Annotated in this window: 15 protein-coding genes; 5 read left to right on the top strand and 10 right to left on the bottom strand. The window is 52.1% G+C overall.

Going from position 1 to position 15064, the window contains the following annotated elements; translation table 11 throughout:
* The 10 genes from C7B82_RS33185 to C7B82_RS16210 form a co-directional block, all read right to left on the bottom strand.
* On the bottom strand, positions 1-255 hold a 255-nt coding region (locus C7B82_RS33185), incomplete at its 3' end, for a hypothetical protein (RefSeq protein ID WP_219904480.1).
* Between the two features lie 20 nt (positions 256-275).
* Positions 276-3065 carry a site-specific DNA-methyltransferase gene (locus C7B82_RS16245; RefSeq protein ID WP_106257341.1) on the bottom strand — a complete coding sequence of 930 codons (2790 nt, stop codon included), beginning with the start codon at positions 3063-3065 and terminating at the stop codon, positions 276-278.
* A gap of 68 nt (positions 3066-3133) precedes the next feature.
* Positions 3134-5365 (bottom strand): GmrSD restriction endonuclease domain-containing protein, encoded by a 2232-nt coding sequence (locus C7B82_RS16240; protein WP_106257340.1) that lies wholly within the window; start codon positions 5363-5365, stop codon positions 3134-3136.
* Positions 5366-8419 carry a BPTD_3080 family restriction endonuclease gene (locus tag C7B82_RS16235; protein WP_106257339.1) on the bottom strand — a complete coding sequence of 1018 codons (3054 nt, stop codon included), beginning with the start codon at positions 8417-8419 and terminating at the stop codon, positions 5366-5368.
* Between the two features lie 137 nt (positions 8420-8556).
* Positions 8557-9135, bottom strand: a complete 579-nt coding sequence (locus tag C7B82_RS16230) for an ASCH domain-containing protein (protein WP_219904479.1) — start codon at positions 9133-9135, stop codon at positions 8557-8559.
* A gap of 230 nt (positions 9136-9365) precedes the next feature.
* Positions 9366-10955 carry a bifunctional DNA primase/polymerase gene (locus C7B82_RS16225; RefSeq protein ID WP_106257338.1) on the bottom strand — a complete coding sequence of 530 codons (1590 nt, stop codon included), beginning with the start codon at positions 10953-10955 and terminating at the stop codon, positions 9366-9368.
* Between the two features lie 281 nt (positions 10956-11236).
* Complete coding sequence (locus C7B82_RS16220; protein WP_106257337.1) at positions 11237-11470, bottom strand: hypothetical protein; 234 nt, start codon at positions 11468-11470, stop codon at positions 11237-11239.
* Positions 11471-11479: 9 nt separating this feature from the next.
* Positions 11480-12034: a Uma2 family endonuclease gene (locus C7B82_RS16215; protein WP_106257336.1), complete on the bottom strand. Its 555-nt coding sequence runs from the start codon at positions 12032-12034 to the stop codon at positions 11480-11482.
* Positions 12035-12045: 11 nt separating this feature from the next.
* Positions 12046-12222: a hypothetical protein gene (locus tag C7B82_RS32390; protein ID WP_181357522.1), complete on the bottom strand. Its 177-nt coding sequence runs from the start codon at positions 12220-12222 to the stop codon at positions 12046-12048.
* Between the two features lie 8 nt (positions 12223-12230).
* A complete protein-coding gene (locus C7B82_RS16210) occupies positions 12231-12437 on the bottom strand; it encodes a ribbon-helix-helix domain-containing protein (protein WP_106257335.1) in 207 nt (68 codons plus the stop codon).
* A gap of 228 nt (positions 12438-12665) precedes the next feature.
* Here C7B82_RS16210 and C7B82_RS16205 point away from each other — a divergent pair, with 228 nt between their 5' ends.
* The 5 genes from C7B82_RS16205 (at position 12666) to C7B82_RS16190 (ending at position 14999) form a co-directional block, all read left to right on the top strand.
* Positions 12666-13229: a hypothetical protein gene (locus C7B82_RS16205; protein WP_106257334.1), complete on the top strand. Its 564-nt coding sequence runs from the start codon at positions 12666-12668 to the stop codon at positions 13227-13229.
* 155 nt (positions 13230-13384) lie between these two features.
* Complete coding sequence (locus C7B82_RS16200) at positions 13385-13633, top strand: hypothetical protein (RefSeq protein WP_106257333.1); 249 nt, start codon at positions 13385-13387, stop codon at positions 13631-13633.
* Entirely contained in the window at positions 13630-14451 is an 822-nt protein-coding gene (locus C7B82_RS16195; RefSeq protein WP_106257332.1) for a hypothetical protein, read from the top strand. The genes C7B82_RS16200 and C7B82_RS16195 overlap by 4 nt, the downstream gene beginning before the upstream one ends.
* Positions 14441-14575, top strand: a complete 135-nt coding sequence (locus C7B82_RS34305; RefSeq protein ID WP_281258991.1) for a hypothetical protein — start codon at positions 14441-14443, stop codon at positions 14573-14575. Before C7B82_RS16195 ends, C7B82_RS34305 begins: the two co-directional genes overlap by 11 nt.
* On the top strand, positions 14568-14999 hold the full coding sequence (locus C7B82_RS16190) for a hypothetical protein (protein WP_106257331.1): 432 nt from the start codon (positions 14568-14570) through the stop codon (positions 14997-14999). The genes C7B82_RS34305 and C7B82_RS16190 overlap by 8 nt, the downstream gene beginning before the upstream one ends.
* Positions 15000-15064 lie beyond the last annotated feature (65 nt).

Here is a 15064-nt window from a genome sequence, read left to right as displayed (position 1 = left end):
CCCATGTAAACGGTGGATCTTAGCGCCTTTCCTCGCAGGGGCATGTCGCTTTACGTACCTTTGCGTCAAGGAACCCAACTTTATGGCATAGAGGTTTCCGTCCCTTCCTTTTTCCAGCAGCGTCTTTTTAAGAAACTTTTGCTCCCAACAACGCCCCATATGACATCTTCCAGGAAGAATCAAATCTGCAAATGCTGGCATAGCTGCGGAGATGACGGTCAGAGAAATGGTTAATGGCAGTAATATTTTGAGCATCATGAAACCTTACAAGTTAATTAAGCCACGCTAAAAACCTTCATCACTTCGTCACCGAGATGGTTGATGACCTTCACGGCAATGCGACCGGATTGAGGTTTGTCGAAAGGACGAGATATATCGCTGTAAAGGCTTTCCCAGGCTTCTTCGTCAATTTCTGCCTTGAGGGTGGTTTTGAGAGCCTTGTACGGATCGCTGGCTCCCAGGAAGTAGGCATGACGGACAAAGAAGCTTTCTTCGTTGTAGTCGGTATCGATGAACCAGCAGGCGATCTCATCAGCGTTACTGGAGCGGACATCGCCAGACTGGGGATGAAACACATCGACTCCGTGGATCTTCACCTGAATCTGCCCACCCTCGACTTCGTTAATGTCGATGTCTGGCTCGCCGAAGATGACAAACAGGTTGCCTGCTCCGGTGTTCTTCAACGCATCTGCCATGTGAAGGTCAGCATTCATCCGGGCTTTGAGGACGGGGATGCGTCCTAGCTTGCTGAAGTCGGCGGAGTGGGCATCATAGTTGAAGGCACAGGCGATCAGTACATCAAACCCTGCGTCGCCTGCTTCTCGTGCGGCAGCCACCAAGTCGGGGCGGGTCACTGTGCCAAACTCTGGACCAATGAAGATACCTGCCCGTTTCTCTTTCTCGCTCTCACCTTCAACGTAGCGACCTTCGGCGCAGATGTAGGCTCCGGGCCAGCCGACGATCGCTGTAAAATTAAGCTTGCCTTCCTTATGTGCCTGCTGCACTCCAGCAGTCTTGAGGTTTTCCAGAATGACATTGGCAAAGTCGGCAGCGTCGGTGGTGTGTTCAGGTGTCTTTGGCTGGCTGGGGTCTACCAGTTCATCCTGTTCATTGACCACCAGCACGCGATGGGGTGAGAGGCTTTCGACCGTGAAGGGACCTGCAACCCGAGCAATGGAATTATCTGGGTAGGGTTTGTCGTAGAGGTATTCCTGGTCAGCTTTGGCGGCGATCGACGCATCAATCTCCTTTTGTCGGGCGATCCGCTGCTGCCACCAGTCTCTGTGCAGTTGTTTAGCCTTATCTGACCACTTCGATTCAGTCTCACGAGGGATTTCCCATTCTTCCCAAGTTTTACCCAGTTCGGCATTAAGAGCAGTGCGGTGCGGTTCTAGCTTGGTCTGGTAGGTATCCCAGATGGTGTCTATTTCGGCGTTGTTGGCAATGGATTTGAGGGTGATGTGAGGCACGCGCTCGTAGACAAAGCCCTGACGAATGTTGCTATAGGTGGGAGTGGTGACGGGAGCCGTGCGGGTAATTTCAGCTTCTTTCTGCTGCCCTGCTTTGGAGTCTGCCAGCAGGTAGTAGGGATAGCGGGCACCCATGATGCGGGCACGGGCGAGGGCGAGGGCAACGCGAGACGTGTCAATAGTGATCCAGCGTCGGCCCCATTGTTCGGCGACGTATGCAGTCGTACCGGAACCGCAGGTGGGATCAAGGACAAGATCGCCTGGATCGGTGGACATTAGTAAACATCGTTGAACTATACCTACGCTAGTTTGAACGACATAAACTTTATCTGCTCCTAGTGAACTGCTTAAGTCAGACCATATATTGTTAATTTGGAACGCTGGATAGTCATCAATAAACCGAACATAATTAAGAGTCAAAGCTGACGCTGAGACACGATCCGCGTGTATCAGTCTCCCAAAACCCAGCTCTCCTGTTTTCCAGTATCCTCGCTTTGGAGTAAAATCTTTCCCATGAAATTTAACTGGAAAACTGCCTGGAGGTCTTGGACTTCTCAGGTCGCTTAATCGGAAGCATTTCCCATTAGTAATTGAGGTTGAATCAGCTTCCTTTGCCGATATCCTTATCCCCTCTTCAGTCTGAAAGAATCGGTAAGCTTCTCCTCCTTCACCACCCGCTTCCTTAGTTCTAAATACTTGGCGATACTTCAGCAATTCTATATTTCTTGCGTAGAAGAGAACATAATCTGCAATCCCTGCTAAATGTTCACTTGTTGCACTGGAAGTTTTTGCAATCGTAATTAAGGCAACTAGATTACCATCACCAAACACCTCATCCATCAAAGCCCTGACACGATGAACATTCTCATCCCCAATCTGCACAAAAATCGAGCCGCTATCGGTTAATAAATCCCTTGCCACCACCAACCGATCTCTGAGATAAGTCAAATAGGAATGAATGCCATCGCGCCAGGTATCTCGAAATGCCTTTACCTGTTCTGGTTCACGGGTAATCTGATCCTTGTTGCCATCCTTGACATCGCGGCTTGTCGTTGACCACTGAAAATTAGAGTTGAACTTGATGCCATAGGGCGGGTCAATATAGATACACTGCACCTTACCCCGCAACCCTTCCCGCTCTGCCAAACTCGCCATGACCTGAAGGCTATCGCCCAAGATCATTCGGTTTGTCCAGTTGGCATCGTGCTGGTAGAAGTCCGTGCCCGTCGCGTCTTGGGGTAGTCCGTTAAAGTCGGCAAACAGGTCTAAGCCTAGCTGCTGAGGTTGGGTCGCTTCAGCCCGTGCCTGACTCTGCCGCAGCAGGTCATCTACCAACACCTTGGGGTGTACCTTCTCCTGGATGTAGAGCGGTGGGGCACTCACCACCAGATCAGACCAGTCTTGCTCATCTTTGCCCCGCCAGACCAACTGCGGGTCGAGGTCACGATTGCGGCGCTCATACGCCACCCGCACCGGGCTTTGCTCCTCCTCTGCCATGACAGACTGATACTCCGCTGTGGGAATATTCTTGCGCTTTGCCTCTTCGTGCTTGAGGGTTTCGACTTTCTTCGATTGCTTGCTGGGGTTACGTGCCATCAGGTCTATTCCCTACCAATTGTCTTCAAGGCTCATTTCGTCATCAGTGAACTTGCCACCCTGTTTCTCTACCTCGAAAGCACAGTGTTGAACCAGATCACAGCGGCTTCCCCTTCTTTTCGGGTCACATCATCTACCATTCGACTATGCCGAATACTATTGCGTAGCTCCGCTAGCTGCCCGAATTTCGCGCTGAGAGACTCCTGAGTATGGAATCGCTCTAAGAAACGAGGCCACAGAAGTTTATTCGCAATCGTCTGTTGCAGTTCTCGTAGGTCAAAGAACTCTAGCTGCCCTGAAAGGTCTGTATAAGTCTCTACATCCAGAGCAGCATTCTTCTTAGATGCCCGCTGAATGCGGACATCCACATTCTGCCTAATGTCACTTGGCACAAGGGACAGATCCCCTTCAAGAGCCGTCTCTATTAAGCTTCTGAGGGAAAGCTCTACTTGTTCAATTTGCTCATCGAGTTCCCTCAAGTGTGGCGATAAGTCTAGCCGTTCCTTGATCAGTAAATTCTCAATCGCAAGTTGTAACGTGCGCTGCCGCTCGGCAATAAACTCTTCATAGTCATCTGGCGTAAAGGGATTACGCAGCAAAATCGCCTGAGCCGCAGATGAAATAAAGTGCGATTCGAGAATGCCCCGAATGCTATCTTCTCCATTGATTTCAATCAGCTTCGGTAGATAGGCATTAGGCAAGCGATCGCGAATCACATCCCGGTTTGTAGCAGCCGTTAGTGGCGTGCGATTGAGAATCGTGTGGATCGTATTGCCTCTAAGATGCTTTGCTCCCCACGATGCCGGAACAATGTGATGATCGTCTAGATCCCCAGGCTGGGGCACATTACCTGTAGACCAGTCTCGTGCGCCTTGAATGACTAAAAGGTTAAAAATACCGTTATAAACTGACGAGCCACGCTTGGTCTCTCGCCTTAAGTCCAGGTTTCTGAACCGAGTCTTAAATTCCTGAATGAGTGTTGGCTCGGCTGTTTCGTCCTGGAACCATGCCTTCATAGCGAGGAAATCGCGGGCGCTGGTTGACTCGACGGAGCCAGAATAGCGATTGGTAAAGACAGCAGCCCAATACCAATAGCGAATTTTCCGTTGTGCCTCTAGCTTTTGTCCCGCAGGCAACGTTTTCAAATATGCCTGCAAAGCTGAGAAAACTGGCAGAATCGCTACATACGGCAAATAGTTGGAGGAGATCACGCCAAATTCCTGGGGATGGCGCAGCAATTTGATCGCCGCTTCTAAGGCGCTGACTGCCAGATCCCAATGTTGCTGGAAAGCCGCTATATCAGCAATGAGCACTTCTTTACGACGACTACCATCAGGTGCTCGAACGGGTTTCTCTTGCCCTGGCAGTAGGAAATAGAGATATTTGGGTGAACAGTAAGACTGCCTCAGAATCGACATCACCTGCAGAATGTAGACATTCATCTTTTCCGTGTCGATGAACTCCAGGCGAGGAGAGGCATCTCGCCACAGCTGCTTGAGTTGTAAGCCCTTGGGCTTGAGGAGGGCGTTAATCAGATCGAAGACATCTAAACGGATGCCTTTGCTGTTGATTTGGGTAAAGATATCGCAGACCCGATCGACACCTAGCTCTTCGTCTAGCTCAATGTATGAGATTTGATATTGCTCGGTAAGGCTACGCAAGTTTTCGCCAAACTCCCATGCATTTTTGGCATGATGGGATGCCAACTGAGCCTTGCCCGAATCGTTTACGGCTTCTGCTGCCGCTGCCTTATCAGTCCAAAACTTCGCATAGCCTTGTACCCAATTAGATAAATCCCATCCACCGGCACCAATGACAGAAAGCGGGAAAATATGCTCTGCAAATTGAGCGCGTTGGTCATCAAAGACCTTTGCCCAGCGTCGTGTGCGGGGCTGGTAGTCAAACGCCTCATCATATTCTTCAGCGATGAAGCGATCGACTTTGACAAAGTAAAGGAAGCGATTGGCACGGTTGGGTAACGGTTTATCAGGAGCGACAAAAGCATAATACATAGCCGTTAGACGCTGCTGCCCGTCGAGGACGATGTAATCCTTGTTGGCATCGCCCTGATGACCATAAACAGGCTCACAGGAGAGCGCGTTGAAGTTTTCTGTCTTACCTTTCCAGAGCAACAGGCTACCGATATAGTAGTCGAGAAAAATCGACCGCATCAGATCGCGGATGTCCCAAGGTCGCCACTCAAATTCCCGCTGAAAGTCAGGAATGACAAATCGTCCTTCCTTCAGCCTGGAAATAAGCAGGTTGAGGCTGATGTGATCAGGCTTTTGAGCATTTCTCATTTACGCTACCGCTCCAGATTGCACGCTGATGGCTGCTTGAATAACACTGTTGAACTCCGACTCAATCTCAAACACGGCTGTAAACTCTGCGAACGCCCATCGTCCAAAACTGCCCAGGTTATTCACCCCTGGCACCCAGTAGTTCCGCATGGTGCTGGCTTTCTCCTTCGCATCCTCGCCACGATACCCCTTAATCTCCACAACCAGGTTGAGCGGGTCAGGTTGACCATCATCCACCTGCACAATGAAATCGGGCAGATACTTGCGAGACGTAGAGCCGTATCGGTAGGGCACCTCAAACCCCAGACTTTGATTCTTGACATAGGCTTTGACACGCGGATGTGCTTCTGCCACACGGCAAAACTCCGCTTCCCAGTCGCTATCACAGACCACCCAGTTCACATGGCTGCGGCGTGGGTCCGTTTTCCAGAGGGTTGGTTTGGAGGTGTTGAAATTAACGTGTTGCGTCGAGCCGATGGGGTTGTAGGCATCCAGGATGGCTTTAATGGGGCGATCGCCCGCTGGATTTGCGGAGATGGCGGCTTTGATGCGATCGCACGCCATATCGGCAATCTCTCGATAAATCAACTGAGCCGGATAGGTGCCACCCGTACAGCGCAGGTAGTCTTTCATCCAAAGCCGTGCAATCCGCTTCAACTGACCAAACAAATTGATCTTGGGTTCTTCACCTGGGTCACGGTATTTGTGATAAATCAGGTGCTTGGTCAGTTCATACAGCACCGTTGACTCCCGGATCTCCTCCAGGTGCTTGACGTTGAGTTCGACCCCTTCACCGATGATGCCTTCATTTCGGGTTTGAGTTGCCCCGACCAGGGTGGGTGTTAGCTCTAGCAGGGAGTCTTGAGTAAATTCGGCAGTCAATGCTGTGTCAGGCAGTTCCACCCGATAGCCTTCAACGCGAGGAAACGTGATTGCCAGCGCATCGCGATCGGGCTTGACGGCATGGACATTCACCGTCTTTCTGGGCGAGGCTGGCTTGGCAATGACAGGTTGAGCCGTGAAATCAAACGGAATCCCCAGCACATCAGCGTACTCAACGTTGAACAGCCCTTCGTCATTCAGGTCGTAGGAATAACGACGTAACGCCCGTCCTACCACCTGCTCACAGAGTAACTGGGTGCCAAAGGCGCGAATGCCCAGCACATGGGTCACAGTGTTCGTATCCCAGCCTTCCGTCAGCATCGACACCGACACCACACACCGAATCGATTCACCCAACCGTCCCGGTTTGCCCACCGTGTTCATCACTTCCCGCAGCAAGTCCTGATCGCTGATGTTCTGCCCATCGGCTGCATTACCACTGCGTTGTACCAACTCTCGCCGGAAGCGATCGATTTCATCCGCCGCCATCTCACGGAAATTGGCATCCAAGGCTTCACCAGACTCTAACTGCTCACTATCAATGAGTAACGTGCGGGGTCGTGACAGGCGATTGCCGTGGTCATCATAGTTGCGAAACAACTCCAACCGTCCGTTGTGAAAGGATTCTCTGTCGTCATCATCGACTCGATGGAAGCCGGAAATAAAGTCATGCACCAGCTTTGAAGTCGAGGTGTTGTTGCACACCACAATAAACACTGGAGGAACACTAATACTCTGCTCCTGCCAGACTTCATAGGTTTTGACGTAATGACCGTAGAGGGCATCCAAAGCGGTCTGTAGTTCTGGGGGAAGGCTCAGCGGGTCAAGGGCTTTAGCGGTGCCTCTCCCCTTTTTAGGCATCTTGCTGCGGATGTGCTCCCACAGATTACGGAGTTTGGGCATTTCAGACCCCGGCACATTGTCCGACACCGGCACACGGGGCAGTTTGACAATGCCACACTCGATCGCATCCATCAGCGAGAAGTCACTGACCGTCCAGGGAAACAGCGTGCCCTCTGCATAACCAGAGCCTTGGAGGAAGAAGGGCGTTGCTGAGAGGTCATAGACTTGTTGCACCCCTAACTTGCGTTTAACGGTCTCAATCCCAGAAATCCACAGACGGGCGGTTTCGTTGTTCTCCTTTGCGGCTTCCTTGTCATCGCCCTTGAGTTCTTCCAGCTCGTCATTGTCAGGTTTCTCGCGGTAGCAGTGATGCGCTTCGTCGTTGATGACCAGGATGTTTTTCATCCCCATCAACTCAGACATCACCCGCTGGATCATCTGCCCCTCGGTTTCGAGCGTTTGCAGTTCCGGTCCCCGCCCTTGAATCAGCTTGCGTGTTCCGGCTGCAATTTGTAGCCGCTCTCGCAGTTTGAAAGCATGGTAATTGGTGATGACAATCTTGGCTTTCCCCATGTCCGCGACCAAATCGCTGGGCAATAGATCACGGGTAGTGTAGTAGCTGTCCGGGTCATTGGGCTGCAGGACGCGCAGGCGATCGCGAATCGTAATTCCCGGCGTGACAAGCAGAAAGCCACGGGTAAACCGATTGCTACCGGGATGTCGCACCGCATTGATCGTCTGCCAGGCGATGATCATCGCCATCACCGTAGTCTTACCCGCTCCCGTCGCCAGTTTGAGCGCAATCCGCAAGAGTTCTGGGTTCGCCTCTCCATTTACCTTCCCTAGATGATCGAGAAAAGCTTGTCCGGCTTTACCGCTCTTGGGTGCCACTTCTGCTAACCAGATCGCGGTTTCCACAGCTTCAATCTGACAGAAAAAGGGGCGAATCCCCTGAAAATTATGGTGTCGCCAGTGTTGGAGCAAACGCGCTGTCTCTGGCGTTACCTTCCAATCCTCTGGGTGCGGCAATTGTCGCCAGGCATTGACCTTCTCACGAATACTGTTGATATAGAGTGAGAGGTCGTACTGCTGCGAGCCGATCGAGATCCCCTCTGTGTCAAACAGTGCCAGGGTTTGCTGTACCTCTTGGGCTTGCCTGCGCTTCTTCGGCTTGGGAATCGGCGTGATGAATTCAGCCGAGCGGCGAGTTCCGATCAGTTGGTTCGTTGGCTGTCCATCCGCGTCTAATTCCCAATGCTGCGAGGGATAGGCGTAGGGTGAGTTGAGAATCGGCTTCTCGAAGAATTGATCCGTCGATGAGGTTGACATGCTTGGTTATCAGGGCAAATTATGGCAGCTGAGGGCTAGTCACCTTTTCTAGAGTCACCTTTCTCTGTCCGGTTTTAACCCAGACCTCATGATCATGAAGGAAATTACAGATTCTGGAGGCAGCGCTTCGCCCCTCATTAGCCGAGACGGCTTCGATAGAGATCGGCATATTCTCGCTTTGTCAAGGCAATCTCTTCACCTTGAAGGTGTGGTGCAAGCATTTGCCAAATTTCGTCGTCCCTCACGTCAAAGCAGTTTGATGTCCTGGTGTTTGAGACGCGAATGATGCCGTTCTGATAACGAACTTTGAAAACAGCACGGGGTTGCTGCTGTTGCATTTGGTTCCATGCCTGATTAAAGGACTTGATGTGCTCTGGCGTTTTTGGGAACCAATAATTCCGTGCCCCTGAGACGTTGGGAACATATTGCTTAAACAGAATTGGATTCCGCATACAGTGGTGATAATAGCCATCGTGCTCTTCGTTTGGCACGCAGTCATACATTTCTGCTGCGCCGATAATGGCTGAAACCATCTCCTTGGATTGGGGTACCCCATAGTCTTTCCCTGTGGAAACGTGTAATAGTACAAGACCGCGAAAGCTCGTGGACCAGCTTCGCCCCTCGGATTCCTTCTCTCCAATCGCAATTAAATAAGCATAAGGACCAGCAATGCTGAGTGCTCTGAGGGTTTCAGGAAAGGTTGGTTGGATACCCATTATGTAGTTAGTGGCACAAGTAGATAGACATAAGGTGCCCAGAATACTTCGCGATTGATAGATCTCAAGACAAGGCTTTATTGGGGTTGAGTTAGACTCAATCCCTGCTGCTTGCACTTTTGCTGCGCTTGGCAGTTAACCACGACCCTTTGACAGTTCCACCTGGAGTGGTGAAGCCGACAGAGCCTGAAAAGCCACAAGCGCAGCCGCAACCGTAGTGCCAACAGAGCTTACGGCGTTTCCTGGTCAAAGGGGAGTGCCAGCTGGTCTTGTCCCGCCAAGCGTTGACGTTTCTGGGCTGTTTCGACCTGCCGCCTCGCTTTAACTTGGTTTAAGACCTGTTTGATATAAGCGATCCCCTCCTCCTGGGTCATATTTCTGGTCTCTGCCCGACTCAAATCCCCGCTGGGAGTGCTATTACACCCGATCGCCCCTGGTTCTAAACTTTCCAAAGGGCTAGAAATCCCATCAGATAGCGTATTACACCCCTTTTCGCCCAATAAGTTTGTGTGATTGTTGGAGCCGGATGCCGCCCACGAGCAATCCGGCTCCACAGCACTCTGAAGCGCGCCGATTGTTGCGTTTTGTAAATGCCGTGGATGCCAGAGATCACGATGCCGATAAAGCGTGGCACCACTCAGTCCATAGGGAATGAGCGCATCAAAGCGTTCGGTAATACCTGACGGCAGTGTTTCCTTGTTTAAGAGGTTAGCGACTGCTTGTTGAATCCTTGCTCTGGCCTCAGCTTGTTTTTGCTGGTTCCAACTGGTCTCTGACTCATCAGGTAGATCGGGACTTAACTCTCCTGGGTCTACTGGACGTTTGTCGGTGCCGTAGTGGAAGTAGCGGCTCTGCTCGATGGCGAGCATCCAGTCCTGAGCGCGTTTTTCGATCTCCTGTTGATGCTGGCACCAGTCGCGATAGCCGGGTAGGGCTTGCGCGATGGTGATTATATCGTCTACCAGGGCATTGCCTTCTAACGGCTTGTCGGTATACAGGACATGCCCAAAGATGTAAGAGCGCATGGCAATGCGTCCGAGTAACCGATTGGTTTGTCCCGGTCCTGTCCAGCCCTGCTCAATTTCGGCATTCAGGTCATTCAAAAACTTATCGGCTTTGCCCGTCACGCGGAACTGTCGTCGTCGAGCGGCTTTCAAGATGCGGTCTAGCGCCTTAGTGTCGAGGCTGTTGCGCTGTTGGGCAAACTGCCAATGCTGCACAAAGGTCTCCTGGTTGCCCCAGATCATCTGCAGGTCTTGATTCAGGAGATACGACCCTGCTTGCATCGGCAGACGATGGCCGTTGTAGAGACTATGCTCGCCACTGGTGACGTAGGCTTTGCAGTTGGGAAAGACTTCCAGTTGTCCAGGAGCCAGTTTGAACCCCTTGTTTTCCAGCAGGGTGGAGACCGCCAGGGCGATCGCCCATGTCTTCTGCTCCGTGTCAAAGGGGAAGTAGAGATGCAGACCGCCGCTGTAGCTGGACGTGCAGACGACTGCTTGCACCAGTCCCAAGACTTCCAACGCTCCGATCAGTCGTCGCCAGGCAAAGCGATCACGGTTGGGGTGATAGGCACTGCCCTTGTCCACATCGAGGACACAGTAGCGAGTGGTGGGACCAAAGCGGACACCGTAGAGCGCTGCCCCTTGTTGGAGCAGGCGATCGCTCAAGGGATGACGGCTCTCGGTTTGCCAGTCGGGTCGCTCATCTGGATGGGGATGCTCGGCCCAGAGATAGTCATAACGGTGAGGCCAGAGCGCGAGGAAGGGATCATCGCCTTCCTGCACGGATGGAAAGGTGCGGGAGGGGGCTAACTGCATGGGTAGCCCTCCCGTGAGACATAAAATTTTCGATGCACAATGTAACTCCCTATGGCTGGAATAACAGCAGATAGGAAGCCATGCAAAAACTAGAACAATTTATCAAAATGGTTGCACCTTTTGACAAATTGCCACTAAAATTGGCATAGCAAAGCTGGGTAACCTAACGTCCGCCCGACAAAGCATTAGTTAGCGTTCCCGCTCCTACCCTTAAATCTAATAACAAGCCTTTTGACCCCTTCTGTTTCGCGGCAGTGGGGGTTTTTGGCTTCTAGGGTTGCCTAGAACATGACGGACACTCCTTTCACTTCAAATGTGGAAACTTGTTGCTTCACCAGCAGCTCATACTGTTGTTGTAATTTGGCTGTGGTGAGTATCAATGATCTAACCGCAGATCCTGCCCACTGGCAAAGTTTTTCAGCAACTGCGGCTGGTACGGCACGGGGCATCCTTACAGCCTGTGCCCAAACATTGGACTCCCATGATGCGCTGGTGTTTTCAGAGGGGGTTAACATGTGATCGCTTCATCCTCCCATTAGCTTGCTGATGTCAATCGGCACATCAAAGGCAAGCGGTGTAATGATTCCCTCTGTCAGCGTTTCCTTCGATTGATACACGCCATCTTGAGGCGTGCGGAAGACAATCAATTGCATATCGCGCAAGTTAACCACCCAATACTCCTGTACCATCGCTGCTGCGTAAATTAGGCTCTTCTCCTCCAGGTCTTTGGTCAGGCTGGTATTTGAATATTCAATCAGCAGCAGGATGTTTTCCGGGTAAGGGTGGTGCTCCAGGTAGACTGCACCCAAAGGTTTCACCACAGCAATATCGGGTTCTGGCTCTGAATCATTAGGCAGGGTAATGGGCTTACCTTCCCTCACTTTTGCTTGCTTACCCAGTAAGGTCGAAAGATAATCTGCCGATTCGTCACTGTAATAGGCGTGCGGAGTGCCTTCTGCTGCCATTTCAATAATTAGCCCATTCAGTAGCTCAACATGACGCCCCTGCAAGACACCCGCATCAATCATGCGGTGGTACTCGTCAAGCGAAAATTTTGCAATCGTGGCAGTTGTGATCATAGCGATCGCCCTTACTCTTCGTCTGTGTCCAGCTCTGGAAATCGATCGTAGATTTTGCTGACAAGCTCATACAGCGCTTCTAAGATTTCTTCCGCTCCGTCCTGGTCTGTTGCTGTGAGCAGTGTTTCTAAGCCACTGACAAGAGACAGAAGCTGTTCTGCTTGTTCGTCGTCTAGCCCTACACCCATAGTTGCCCTTACTTAGTCTGCTGCTCTGACGGGATTTGACCTTGTTTCTTTGCTTCCTCAACAGCACGCTCAATGAGCAGAACCACTTGAGCAGACATGGATCGTCGCTCAACCTTGCATAAGGTTTCAAATTCCTGCTTAAGGTCTGACGGAATCAGAACCGATAGCCGCTCATTGTCTGCCATTTCTTGCAGTTCCATTGGGTCATCCCACATTTTTACACCTCATTCACGATGTTGAAACTGATCGCCTATGAGTAATTTATAGCCTCTATTGTGCTTATATGCGTAAAAAATATTATTTTGTGTGCTACAAATGGGTTCATTGGTGGAACGCGATGGGAACTGGACTGGAACGGGTGTGAAACGAAGCCATCGTGTTCCAAGCCCGTTCCAGGTTGTTCCAAGTTGTGCCAACCCAGTTCCAGAAGGTATCTCAGGCTTATGAACACTTCACTAACCAAGTTTTGCAAGGATTACGCCCTGTCTAAATCCACTGTCTATCGTCGCTGTCAGGAGTTGGGTCTCGATACCAGCGATGGACTGTCGCCTGATGCCTGCGATCGTCTGGTGCATGAGTTTGATGTGGTGCTGGAGCCGCCAGAAGCAGCGCCGGTTGCGATAGAAAAGCCAGCTGTCACGGTCGAGATTGGCAACCATGCGATTGTTCTGTCTCAACCAGAGCTGCCCCAGACCTACAGTCTGGAGTCGCTCCGACAAAGCGAAGTCGTGGCGTTTGATGATCCGTTGGCGATCGCCGCCCAATTCTTGCAAACTGCCGATGTACTGACCGCAGAGATGCAACGCGATATCCGAGTGCGTGAACAGAAGTTGCAGCAGACCCAGCAGGCAAAAGCCGCGATCGCCGAGAAAGCCAGCGACTTCAAGCTAGAAGCGCGACTCTACCGCGAACGGACTGAAATGTTAGCCACTGCTCAAAGCCAGGAGACGCAAAGCTTGCAACAGTCTCTCAACACACTGCAAAGCCTGGGAAAGCAGGCAGACTGATTGCCGTTGCCCTGGTGCTGCTGCTTGGACTCATGGCAGTTTCTACCGCTCTCTACGTGCATCAAACACACCAAAGCAGCAGCCAATCTTGAACCTGCCACAGTCACCGCGCTGGCTGCTGCACCCCCATCCTTACGATCGGAGATACTCCCATCATGACCAGTCCAGACGTGATGCAGGCGATCGCAGACCGCGCCAGCACCAACCCTGCCTACACTCAACCGATTCGAGTCAGCCGACCGCTAAAACCTGAGTTAAGCCAGTGCCACAAGGTTTGTCGGACACTGGCTGTTTTCGTGTGTGGTGTGACCGCTGGCGTGTTGCTGCACAAAGCGCTCGAATGGTACTTTCCCGCTGACTACGCCCCGATCGCTCAACCCACTTTGCAGAGGGCAAAGCAATGAATCCGGTACTGACTCAAATCATCGAACATCCTGAGTTTGGCTATGTTCTGCCTCAAGCCGTCGCTTTTGCGGCCATGGGTACCAATGACAAGCCAGTGAACCAGCTACGGAAGGCAGGCAAGCTGATTGAGGGCGAACACTTCGTGCGAGTGCCTCAACGGGCGGGGATGCCTCGCATTCACTGGACAGTGACAGGTTTACAGGCACTGGCGATCGCGCTCAGTACTGACCGGGCGAAGTCCTTTCATACAGACCTGCGGCAATGGCTTCAGACTCGCAAGACACCTGCTCACAATGACTCGGCTATGCAACATCAACCGCGTGGCTCTGCTGTGCCGCCAACGGTTTCAGAGAGCCACTCTGACTATGCCGATGCTGAGCCAGTGAGTCTTCAGTCCTGGCAGCCGTCAGCACCACTAGCCGCAACCGACAATCAAGCGCAATCAACTGCGCCTGGTCGCTACTCGCTGGCAGAGTTGGAGGCGATGCGGGCGATCGCCCAAAGCGAACGTGATGGTCAGATGTTGGCCTTGCTCGACAAGGCGATCACAGCGTTGGTAGACGATCAGCCAGCGCAGTCAAGCCAGCCTATGGAGCGTGTTGTCTACGTCCAACCGCCAAAGACTACAACCATTAACTTCCTCTGGCACTGGCATGGTGGCACCAATAATCAAGGCAATGGCTCCATGGAGGCATTCTTTGGTCTGTTGTTGGTGATGGTCTTGCTGTCTGGTTTGTGGGTGATTGCCCTGGTGTCTACTCAACGCTCACAACCTGTCTATCCATACCCGCCGGGGATGCGTACCCATGTTGAATAAGCGACCGTTCACGCCTGTAGACCTGGTGTTGATCGCTTGCCTGTTCACGCTCATGGCAGTGGCGCTCTACACCGTCCCTACTGCTCACTCCCCTTCGTCTCAGGAGGTCTCGACTGATGACTGACAACCAAACACCTAACGATGCTGCGCCCGTTGGCACTCCCAAAATGGTGATTGAGGGCTTTAACCCGTTCGCGGGTCCAGCCGTGAATAAGCAAGTGGTCATTGATAGCAACGACCTCAGCCCGATCGGGGAAGCGGAATCACTTTGGTTACGGGCGTTAGCCTTCCCGCCCCGTCCCGTTGACCTGACCTTGCAAGCCGTTTGCTGGGTGAGTAGCAGTTGCTTTATCACCAGCGCCATCAAGGCTGGTCTGACCCTTTCCCTACCAGTCGTGGGAAGCATCTTGCTGGTCATTGTGCTGCCTGCTGCCCTGGCGGGTCTGTATGCCTTTTGCACCTTCCCACGACTGCAACCGCTGCTCATCTATCGGCTCGTGCTGATTGCGATCGGCTGTGTGGTGGGGCTCTATCTATGGGTTCCTTGACGCAAAGGTACGTAAAGCGACATGCCCCTGCGAGGAAAGGCGCTAAGATCCACCGTTTACATGGG

This window comes from Stenomitos frigidus ULC18 (assembly GCF_003003795.1).
In the GTDB taxonomy this organism is placed as follows: domain Bacteria; phylum Cyanobacteriota; class Cyanobacteriia; order Leptolyngbyales; family Leptolyngbyaceae; genus Stenomitos; species Stenomitos frigidus_A.
Note: the sequence above shows the minus strand (reverse complement) of the source record. Positions and strands in the feature narration are given on the sequence as shown.

Bases quoted from the DNA above. Each gene is read 5' to 3' on its own strand.
- C7B82_RS16245 (WP_106257341.1), bottom strand. From the start codon at position 3,065: ATGGCACGTAACCCCAGCAAGCAATCGAAGAAAGTCGAAACCCTCAAG.
- C7B82_RS16240 (WP_106257340.1), bottom strand. From the start codon at position 5,365: ATGAGAAATGCTCAAAAGCCTGATCACATCAGCCTCAACCTGCTTATT.
- C7B82_RS16235 (WP_106257339.1), bottom strand. From the start codon at position 8,419: ATGTCAACCTCATCGACGGATCAATTCTTCGAGAAGCCGATTCTCAAC.
- C7B82_RS16230 (WP_219904479.1), bottom strand. From the start codon at position 9,135: ATGGGTATCCAACCAACCTTTCCTGAAACCCTCAGAGCACTCAGCATT.
- C7B82_RS16225 (WP_106257338.1), bottom strand. From the start codon at position 10,955: ATGCAGTTAGCCCCCTCCCGCACCTTTCCATCCGTGCAGGAAGGCGAT.
- C7B82_RS16220 (WP_106257337.1), bottom strand. From the start codon at position 11,470: ATGTTAACCCCCTCTGAAAACACCAGCGCATCATGGGAGTCCAATGTT.
- C7B82_RS16215 (WP_106257336.1), bottom strand. From the start codon at position 12,034: ATGATCACAACTGCCACGATTGCAAAATTTTCGCTTGACGAGTACCAC.
- C7B82_RS32390 (WP_181357522.1), bottom strand. From the start codon at position 12,222: ATGGGTGTAGGGCTAGACGACGAACAAGCAGAACAGCTTCTGTCTCTT.
- C7B82_RS16210 (WP_106257335.1), bottom strand. From the start codon at position 12,437: ATGTGGGATGACCCAATGGAACTGCAAGAAATGGCAGACAATGAGCGG.
- C7B82_RS16205 (WP_106257334.1), top strand. From the start codon at position 12,666: ATGAACACTTCACTAACCAAGTTTTGCAAGGATTACGCCCTGTCTAAA.
- C7B82_RS16200 (WP_106257333.1), top strand. From the start codon at position 13,385: ATGACCAGTCCAGACGTGATGCAGGCGATCGCAGACCGCGCCAGCACC.
- C7B82_RS16195 (WP_106257332.1), top strand. From the start codon at position 13,630: ATGAATCCGGTACTGACTCAAATCATCGAACATCCTGAGTTTGGCTAT.
- C7B82_RS34305 (WP_281258991.1), top strand. From the start codon at position 14,441: ATGTTGAATAAGCGACCGTTCACGCCTGTAGACCTGGTGTTGATCGCT.
- C7B82_RS16190 (WP_106257331.1), top strand. From the start codon at position 14,568: ATGACTGACAACCAAACACCTAACGATGCTGCGCCCGTTGGCACTCCC.